Source organism: Nocardiopsis protaetiae (assembly GCF_045446735.1).
GTDB lineage: Bacteria > Actinomycetota > Actinomycetes > Streptosporangiales > Streptosporangiaceae > Nocardiopsis > Nocardiopsis protaetiae.
On the sequence record NZ_JBJJBV010000282.1, the window covers coordinates 1 to 8,588 of the forward strand.

The 8,588-nt window shown below is 72.8% G+C and carries 7 protein-coding genes; 6 read left to right on the forward strand and 1 reads right to left on the reverse strand.

Annotated elements, in window-relative coordinates; all coding sequences use genetic code 11:
• The first annotated feature begins 36 nt into the window (after nt 1–36).
• From ACJOT3_RS29120 to ACJOT3_RS29130, 3 genes are read left to right on the forward strand one after another with little or no spacing between them, the layout of a single operon-like run.
• On the forward strand, nt 37–735 hold the full coding sequence (locus ACJOT3_RS29120) for a GntR family transcriptional regulator (RefSeq protein WP_406976331.1): 699 nt from the start codon (nt 37–39) through the stop codon (nt 733–735).
• 27 nt (nt 736–762) lie between these two features.
• Nucleotides 763–1,674, forward strand: a complete 912-nt coding sequence (locus ACJOT3_RS29125; protein WP_406976332.1) for an aminoglycoside phosphotransferase family protein — start codon at nt 763–765, stop codon at nt 1,672–1,674.
• Between the two features lie 49 nt (nt 1,675–1,723).
• Nucleotides 1,724–3,763: a thioredoxin domain-containing protein gene (locus ACJOT3_RS29130; protein ID WP_406976333.1), complete on the forward strand. Its 2,040-nt coding sequence runs from the start codon at nt 1,724–1,726 to the stop codon at nt 3,761–3,763.
• Between the two features lie 3 nt (nt 3,764–3,766).
• Here ACJOT3_RS29130 and ACJOT3_RS29135 read toward each other — a convergent pair whose 3' ends face one another.
• Complete coding sequence (locus ACJOT3_RS29135; protein ID WP_406976334.1) at nt 3,767–5,134, reverse strand: serine/threonine-protein kinase; 1,368 nt, start codon at nt 5,132–5,134, stop codon at nt 3,767–3,769.
• A 354-nt stretch (nt 5,135–5,488) separates the two neighbouring features.
• On the opposite strand from ACJOT3_RS29135, the gene ACJOT3_RS29140 reads away from it, so the two are divergent.
• The 3 genes from ACJOT3_RS29140 to phoH2 all read left to right on the forward strand — a co-directional run bounded on the left by ACJOT3_RS29140 (nt 5,489) and on the right by phoH2 (nt 8,574).
• On the forward strand, nt 5,489–6,100 hold the full coding sequence (locus ACJOT3_RS29140) for an RNA polymerase sigma factor (RefSeq protein ID WP_406976335.1): 612 nt from the start codon (nt 5,489–5,491) through the stop codon (nt 6,098–6,100).
• Between the two features lie 95 nt (nt 6,101–6,195).
• Nucleotides 6,196–6,957, forward strand: a complete 762-nt coding sequence (locus tag ACJOT3_RS29145) for an isoprenyl transferase (RefSeq protein WP_406976336.1) — start codon at nt 6,196–6,198, stop codon at nt 6,955–6,957.
• 267 nt (nt 6,958–7,224) lie between these two features.
• The gene (gene phoH2, locus ACJOT3_RS29150; protein WP_406976337.1) at nt 7,225–8,574 is read left to right on the forward strand and encodes an RNA 5'-3' helicase PhoH2; all 1,350 of its coding nucleotides are present in this window, start codon (nt 7,225–7,227) and stop codon (nt 8,572–8,574) included.
• Nucleotides 8,575–8,588 lie beyond the last annotated feature (14 nt).

An 8,588-nucleotide genomic window follows, 5' to 3' on the forward strand; every position in this document is an offset into this window, starting at 1 on the left:
GCCCGGACCACTCCGGGCGCGCCTACGATGGGTTTCATGCCGTCCGCGTCCTCCCCGCTCCCGTCGCTGCGCGACCGGGCCTACGCCGAGCTCAAGGCGCGGATCATGGGCCTGGAACTGCCGCCGGGGCACCGGATCACCGAACGCGAGACGGCCGCCGGGCTGGGCGTCTCCCGGGTGCCGCTGCGCGAGGCCCTGCGGCTGCTGGAGGCCGAGGGGCTCATCGTCCTGGTCCCGCGTCGGGGCGCGATGGTGGCCGGCTGGTCCCGCGAGGACATCGTGCACCTCTTCGAGGTGCGCGAGGAGCTGGAGCCGCTGGCCGCGCGCCTGGCCGCCGCCAGGCGGGGCGAGGACGACCTGCGCCTGATGCGGGGCCTGCTCGACGAGGCGGCCCGCGCGCTGGAGGCGGGCGACGACGCCGCCACCGCGGCCGCCAACGCCGGGTTCCACCGCGCCGTGCTGGGCGCCTGCGGCAACCCGCTGCTCCAGGAGATGATGGCGCCGCTGGACTCCCGCGTGCAGTGGCTGTTCCACCTCACCCGGCACCGCGACACCCGCGAGCAGCGCGAGGAGCACGTCCGGCTGCTCGACCTGATCGAACGCCGCGACGGCGACGGCGCGGCCGCACTGTACCGGGCGCACATCGCCGCGGGGCTGGATCCCACGCTGGCCGTCGCCGAGACCTGGGAGCGCTTCGACCCGGTCGACGTCACCCGCACCCGCACCCGCAGATAGCGCAGCCCCTCCGATGGGAGAAGACCGTTGCCGCAGCCGATCCCGGACGCCTTCTCGACGATGATCCTCGACCGGGAGGGGGAGCGGGCCCGGGAGTGGGTGGAAACCCTGCCCGCGACCGTCGACGGCCTGTTCCAGAAGTGGGGGCTGGCCCCGGACGGCCCGCCCCTGTACGGGATGTGCTCCGTCGTCCTGCCGGTGCGGACCGCGGACGGGGGCCGGGGCGCGCTCAAGGTGGGCCGTATCGACGACGAGACCCGCGCCGAACCGCTCGCACTGGGCGCCTGGTCCGGCCGGGGGGCCGTGGAGGTGCTTCGGCTGGACGAGGCCACCGGCGCCATGCTCCTGGAGCGGTTGGACGAGCGCCGCGTCCTCCTCGACGTCCCGATCGACCGGGCGCTCGACATCGCGGCCGAGCTCCTGCGCGGACTGCGGGTCCCGGCGGTCCCCGGTCTGCGCCGGGCGAGCGCCACCGCCGCCCGGTGGGTCGGCGAGTTCCCCGACGACTGGCACCGTCTGGGCGGACCGTGCCCGCGGTCCCTGATCACCCGTGCCGTGGAGCTGTGCGCCGAGCTCGCGGAGCCCCCGGCGGAGCCCTCGATCCTGCACGGCGACCTCCACTACGCGAACATCCTCGGCCGCGGGGCGGACGGCTGGGCCGTGATCGACCCCAAGCCGCTGGCGGGCGACCCGGCGTACGAGGTCGTCCCGCTGCTGCGCAACCGCTGGAGCGAGATCCGGGACGGCGGTCCGGGCGGCGCCGCCGTGGAGCGGCGGATGCGCCGGTTCGCGGAACGGGCCGCGATCGACCCGGCGACCGCCTACGAGTGGTGCCTCGTGCGCAGTGTGGACGACGCGATGTGGTTCCAGGAGAACGGGTACGCCGACCGGGCCGCGATCTCGTGGGACATCGCCGGGACGATGGCCGCCCGCCTGTGACCGGCGCACCCGTCCCCGCGGGGCGGGGCCCGGGTGGCAGAGTGGGGACATGTCCAACCGCCTGCGCGACGCGACCAGTCCGTACCTGCTCCAGCACGCCGACAACCCCGTCGAATGGTGGCCCTGGGGGGAGGAGGCCTTCGCCGAGGCGCGCCGCCGCGACGTGCCCGTCCTCATCTCCGTGGGCTACGCGGCCTGCCACTGGTGCCACGTGATGGCCCACGAGTCCTTCGAGGACCCGGCGACCGCCGAACGGATGAACGCCCTCTTCGTCAACATCAAGGTCGACCGGGAGGAGCGCCCCGACGTCGACGCCGTCTACATGGAGGCCACCCAGGCCATGACCGGCCAGGGCGGCTGGCCGATGACGGTGTTCGCCACCCCCGACGGCGCGCCGTTCTACTGCGGCACGTACTTCCCGCGCGACCACTTCCAGCGGCTGCTGGAGGGCGTCTCCCAGGCCTGGCGGACCCGGCGCGAGGAGCTGCTCGACCAGGGCCGCCGGGTCGTCGACGCCCTGGGCGCCCCCCGCTCCCTGCCCGACGCGCCCCCGCCGGAACCGGCCGTGCTCGACCTGGCGGTGCGGGCGCTGGTGCGCGACTACGACACCGCGGAGGGCGGGTTCGGCGGTGCGCCCAAGTTCCCGCCGTCGATGCTGCTGTCGTTCCTGACCGCGCACGACGAGCGCACCCGGCCCCTCCAGAGCGCCGACGAGCCCACCCCCTCGTGGCTGATGGCGCTGGGTACCGCCGACGCCATGGCCCGGGGCGGCATCTACGACCAGCTCGGCGGCGGGTTCGCCCGCTACGCGGTGGACCGGGAGTGGGTGGTGCCGCACTTCGAGAAGATGCTGTACGACAACGCCCTGCTGCTGCGCGCCTACGCCCGGATGGCCCGCCGGCCCGCCGAGCCCGGCCCGGCCGGGGAGGCGTCCGCGGCGCTGCTGCGCCGGATCGCCGCGGAGACCGCCTACTGGATGCTGCGCGACCTGCGCACCCCCCAGGGCGGGTTCGCCTCGGCCCTGGACGCCGACAGCGACGGCGAGGAGGGCACCTACTACGTGTGGACGCCCGAGCAGCTGCGCGAGGTGCTGGGGGAGGAGGACGCCGCCTTCGCCGCCGAGGTGTTCGGGGTGACCCGGGAGGGCACCTTCGAGCACGGCACCTCGGTGCTGCGCCTGCCGTCCTCGCCCGCCGACACCTGGCGCTACGAGCGGGTCCGCGCCGCCCTGCTGGCCGCCCGCGAGGGGCGCACGCCCCCGGCCCGCGACGACAAGGTGGTGGCCGCCTGGAACGGCCTGGCGATCGCCGGGCTGGCCGAGGCCGGGATCCTGCTGGAGCGCCCCGACCTGGTGGCGGCCGCCCGGGAGGCCGCCGAACTGCTGCTCTCGGTGCACCTGCGCGAGGGGCGGCTGGTGCGCACCTCCCGCGACGGGGCCGCCGGCGACAGCCCCGGCGTGCTGGAGGACTACGCCGACGTCGCCGAGGGGCTGCTCGCCCTGCACGGCGCCACCGGCGAGGCCCGCTACGCCCGGGTGGCCGGGGAGCTGCTGGACGTGGTGCTGGAGCGCTTCGTCGACGACGAGGGCGGGTTCTTCGACACCGCGGACGACGCCGAGAAGCTGTTCAACCGCCCCCAGGACCCCACCGACAACGCCGTGCCCTCGGGCCGCTCCGCGGCGGCCGGGGCGCTGCTGTCCTACGCGGCGCTCACCGGCTCGCACCGCCACCGGCGGGCCGCCGAGCGGGCGCTGGTCCCGGTGGGCCTGCTGGCGGAGAAGGCGCCCCGGTTCGCCGGGTGGGGCCTGGCGGTCGGCGAGGCGCTGCTGGCCGGGCCGCTGGAGATCGCGGTCGTCGGCGACCCCGCCGACCCGGCCACCGACGAGCTGGTGCGCACCGCGCTGGTCCACGCCCCGCTGGGCACGGTGCTCTCGCGCGGCGACGGCCTCGACGACGGGGGAGTGCCGCTGCTGCGCGACCGCGTCCGGGTGGGCGGGCGGCCCACGGCGTACGTGTGCGAGGGGTTCGTCTGCCGCCTGCCGGTCACCTCGCCGGACGGGCTCCGCGACCTCTTGACGCGGCGGGGTTAGGACTCAGCCCAGCACGGTGTGGTCGATGATCTCGTTCACCAGGTCGGGCCGGTAGTCCGGCTGGCGGATCTCCAGGTACACCGTGGCGGGCTCCCCCGGCCGGTGCACGGCGGCGCTGGTGAAGGACCCGTTGCCGTTGCACTCGGGCCAGTCCCACACCACGCCCTCCCACCCCCCGGTGCGGACCTCGCGGCTCGCGGGGTCCCCCGGGCAGGGGTCGTGGTCGGCCACCTTGGCCAGGTCGCGCGCCCCGGGCATCACCGTGGCGTACACCCCGTACGACGGGACCTCGGTGGAGTGCCAGTCGTCGGCGTCGGTCGCCACCAGCAGGCCCGGACCGGCCCCGGCGTCGGCCGCGGCGGGCCGCGCCTCCAGGTCGGTGTGGAACTCCTGGGCCCACACCGAGGGCACGCCCATGCGGATGTCCTGCCCGGCGTGGCGCACCGTGGTCAGCGTCAGCCCCGGCGCCCCGCCGGACACGGTGAGCACACCCGCCCCCAGCACGGACGCGGCCACCAGGGCGGCGGCCCGCCGCCACGGCATCCGGTACCGCTGCCACCACGGGACGGCCCGGGGCAGGTCGGGTGCCATACGGATGGCGCGGACCCGGTCGGTGAACGTCTTGGCGTCGCCCGGGCGGCTCTCCCGGTCCACCGACAGCGCCGACAGGATGAGGTCGTCCAGTTCCCGCGGCAGCCCTGGCCGGATGCGGCCAGGGGGGACGCGCACCGGCGGGCGCGACGGCGGCTTGCCGGTGATCAGCTCGTAGGCGACCGCGCCCAGCGAGTACACGTCCGAGCGCACGTCCAGGTCGCCGCCGGGGATGCTCTGCTCCGGCGACATGTACCCGGGGGTGCCGGCCGCGGCGGTGAACCCCGACGCCTCGTCGATGGCCTTGGCGAAGCCCAGGTCGGCGACGAGCACCCGCTGGCCCACCGGGGAGGACTGGAGCAGCACGTTGGACGGCTTGATGTCCCGGTGGATGGTGCCGTGGTTGTGCAGCACCGTGATGCCCTGGCCGATCTCGGTGAGCAGCCGCAGCGCCTCGTCCAGCGGCAGCGGGCCGCGGCGGATGAGATCGGCCACGCTGCCCTGGTCGGCGTACGTCATGACCATGTACGGGCGGCCGTCCGGCAGGACGTCCACGTCGTGGACGGCGACCAGCCACGTGGAGTCGGTCTGGCGCAGGATGCGCGCCTCCTCCAGGAACCGGTGCTGGATGTCCATCTGGTGCGCCCAGTTCTCGGCGAGTACCTTGATGGCCACCGGGTAGTTCAGAAGATCGTCCTGGGCCAGCCAGACCGTGGCGAAGGAGCCCGAACCCAGGCGTCTGATGACGCGGTAACGGCCGAAGGCCTCGGGTTGGCTCATTTCCGCCTCGGTCTGTCAGGGGTGAATACGCGGTCGTTGCCCACTAATACACCATCTACACCTTCGCGTTGACTCTTGCGGATATGATCCCCTCTCCGGGTAGCGCGGACCCCGCCGGGGCATGGAAACTGGTGGGAACCCCTCACGGGCACCCGGGCCATGGGAATGGCAGTGTGAAATGTGAACTTTCGTTAACCATGGGGCTCCGTGTGGCGGAGAACCGGGAGGATGGAACGAGGCGGAGCCGATGGGGGCCCGTAGACGTCCTATTGACGTGTGACCCTCGAATCGTGGGCGCACAGCGCCGAATAGCGGACGGCCGGACGTCTGCCGTCAGTCAGGGAGAGACCAGCCATGCGCAGTAGCGACCACAACGAGCACGAGGGAACCCCCGCGCCCCGCCGCCGGGTTGCGAGCAACGTCGACGAGGAACTGGAGGAGCTCGCCCGCAGGGCCAGGGACGGCGACGCCGTCGCACTGGACGAACTGCTCCGGCGGATCCAGCCCGAGGTGATGCGCCGCTGCGCGCGCTTCCTCCCCTACCGGCAGGACGCCGAGGAGGCGTGCCAGGACGCCCTGCTGCGGGTGGCCCGCAAGATCGACAGCTTCAAGGGCGACTCCCTGTTCACGACGTGGCTGTACACGGTCGTGTCCAACTCGGCCCGCCAGACCTACCGCTCCATGAAGCGCCGCGCCGCCGAGTTCCCGACCGAGGCCGAGCGCATGCCCCACCAGCGCGACCCGCGCACCACCAGTGTGATCGCCGGTTCCCGGATCGACCTGCTGGAGGCCCTGGACCAGCTGGAGAAGGACCGGCCCAACCTGGTCGCCCCGCTGGTCCTGCGCGACCTGTGCCAGATGGACTACAACGAGATCGCCTCGGAGCTGAACCTCGCCCTGGGCACCGTGAAGTCCCGCATCCACCAGGGGCGCAAGCACGTGCGCAAGTCCCTGGCCGTAACGTGACCTCTCGCGGCGAACTACCCTGGACGGTATCCCCGTCGGCACCTCCTGGCACAGGAGTGTGCCGTCCTTGATCCAGCTCTGAGAGGTTTTCGCCCATGGGGCTTCGCGACCCCTTGTACTGGCTCTACGAGCGGCGCCTTGAACGCCAACTGCAGGGCCGGCAGATTCCCCGCCATGTCGGTGTCGCCATGGACGGCAACCGCCGGTGGGCGAAGAACAGCGGTCTGGCGGAGGCCGCCCAGGGCCACCGGGCCGGAGCGGACAAGATCTTCGAGCTGCTCCGCTGGTGTGACGAGATCGGCGTGCAGGTCGTCACGCTCTGGATGCTGTCCACCGACAACATGTCCCGCGACGAGGCCGAGCTCGGCGCCCTCGTGCAGATCATCGAGGAGACCATCGCCCGGCTGCGCGAGGAGGGCTGGAACACCCGCCCTGTCGGAGCCCTGGACGTGCTGCCCGCGTCCACCGCCCGTGCCCTGAAGGAGGCGGAGGAGGCCACATCCGGCAACCCGGGCCTGGTTGTCAACGTCGCCGTCGGGTATGGAGGTAGACGTGAGATCGCCGACGCGGTTAGGTCGCTCCTCCACGAGGAGGCGGCCAAGGGCACCGGTATCCAGGAGCTCGCCGAGCGCCTGGACATCGCCGATATCGCCCGGCACCTCTACACGCGCGGCCAGCCCGACCCGGACCTGCTCATCCGCACGTCCGGGGAGCAGCGCCTGTCCGGCTTCATGCTGTGGCAGAGCGTGCACTCGGAGTTCTACTTCTGCGAGGTCTTCTGGCCTGCCTTCCGCAGGGTGGACTTCCTGCGCGCTTTGCGCTCCTACGGCGCGCGCAATCGTCGCTACGGTTCCTGAACCCCCACTCCCGTCACGGCAGCGGCCCTTAACCCGGTGTTCACGCCACCGCACGGAAACAGACTGGAAAACGGGTTCGCGGACGCGTAGCTTCGAAAGAAGCGGGTGGCGTTCGTCCACCCGTTCGGGAGGCCCCGGCTCATTGATCCCCTCCGCCACCGCGGAAAGTCAACGAGGAGGGCCGGACCCGGCCCTGTGGGGCCTGGTCCCGGTCCTCCATGATCCCGTGACATCGGGGCGCCCCCGCGGCGCCCAAGGGGAGAACGAGTGGCTAGTTCCTCGACCGATCGCCGTGACACCCAGTCCCCCACCGCCCCTTCCGGGGAGGCGGGCGTGGAACGGCGCGTCTACGTGCTCGACACCAGCGTCCTGCTCGCCGATCCGCTGGCCCTGACCCGGTTCGCCGAGCACGAGGTGGTCATCCCCGTGGTGGTGATCACCGAGCTGGAGAGCAAGCGGCACCACCCGGAACTCGGGTACTTCGCCCGCAACGCACTGCGCTTCCTGGACGACCTGCGGGTCGCCAACGGCCGCCTGGACGTCCCCGTCCCGGTGAACGACCAGGGCGGCAGCCTGCGCGTCGAGCTCAACCACAGCGATCCGGAGATCCTCCCGGCCGGCTTCCGGCTGGGGGACAACGACACCCGGATCCTGACCGTCGCGCGCAACCTCCAGGAGGAGGGCGGCGAGGTCGTGCTCGTGAGCAAGGACCTGCCGATGCGCATCAAGGCCTCCTCGATCGGCCTGGCGGCCGACGAGTACCGGGCCGAGCTGGCGATCGAGCACGGGTGGACGGGCATGGCCGAGCTGGACGTGGCCGCCCACCAGGTGTCGGAGCTGTTCGACGGCGGTGTCACCGACATCGAGGCGGCGCGCGAACTCCCCTGCCACACGGGTCTGGTGCTGGTCTCCGAACGCGGCAAGGCGCTGGGGCGGGTCCGCCCGGACAAGTCGGTGCGCCTGGTGCGCGGCGACCGCGACGTGTTCGGCCTGCACGGCCGCAGCGCCGAGCAGCGCATCGCCCTGGACCTGCTCACCGACCCCGAGGTGGGCATCGTCTCCCTGGGCGGCCGGGCCGGGACGGGCAAGTCGGCGCTGGCGCTGTGCGCCGGGCTGGAGGCGGTCCTGGAGCGCCGCCAGCACCGCAAGGTGATGGTGTTCCGCCCGCTGTACGCGGTCGGCGGCCAGGAACTGGGCTACCTGCCGGGCACGGAGAACGACAAGATGACGCCGTGGGGCCAGGCGGTGCACGACACCCTGTCCGCGGTCACCAGCGAGGACGTCATCGAGGAGGTCGTGGAGCGGGGGATGCTGGAGGTCCTGCCGCTCACCCACATCCGCGGGCGGTCGCTGCACGACGCGTTCGTCATCGTGGACGAGGCGCAGTCGCTGGAGCGGGGGGTCCTGCTCACCGTGCTGTCCCGGCTGGGGGAGAACTCGCGGGTGGTCCTCACCCACGACATCGCCCAGCGGGACAACCTGCGGGTCGGCCGCCACGACGGTGTCGTCGCGGTGATCGAGAAGCTCAAGGGGCACCCGCTGTTCGCGCACATCACGCTGAACCGGTCGGAGCGGTCGCCGATCGCGGCGCTGGTCACGGAGATGCTGGAGAACTAGGAGAACGACGAGGT

Excerpts from the sequence above, each read along its gene's own strand:
- ACJOT3_RS29120 (WP_406976331.1), top strand. The coding sequence starts at position 37 with ATGCCGTCCGCGTCCTCCCCGCTCCCGTCGCTGCGCGACCGGGCCTAC.
- ACJOT3_RS29130 (WP_406976333.1), top strand. The coding sequence starts at position 1,724 with ATGTCCAACCGCCTGCGCGACGCGACCAGTCCGTACCTGCTCCAGCAC.
- ACJOT3_RS29135 (WP_406976334.1), bottom strand. The coding sequence starts at position 5,134 with ATGAGCCAACCCGAGGCCTTCGGCCGTTACCGCGTCATCAGACGCCTG.
- ACJOT3_RS29140 (WP_406976335.1), top strand. The coding sequence starts at position 5,489 with ATGCGCAGTAGCGACCACAACGAGCACGAGGGAACCCCCGCGCCCCGC.
- ACJOT3_RS29145 (WP_406976336.1), top strand. The coding sequence starts at position 6,196 with ATGGGGCTTCGCGACCCCTTGTACTGGCTCTACGAGCGGCGCCTTGAA.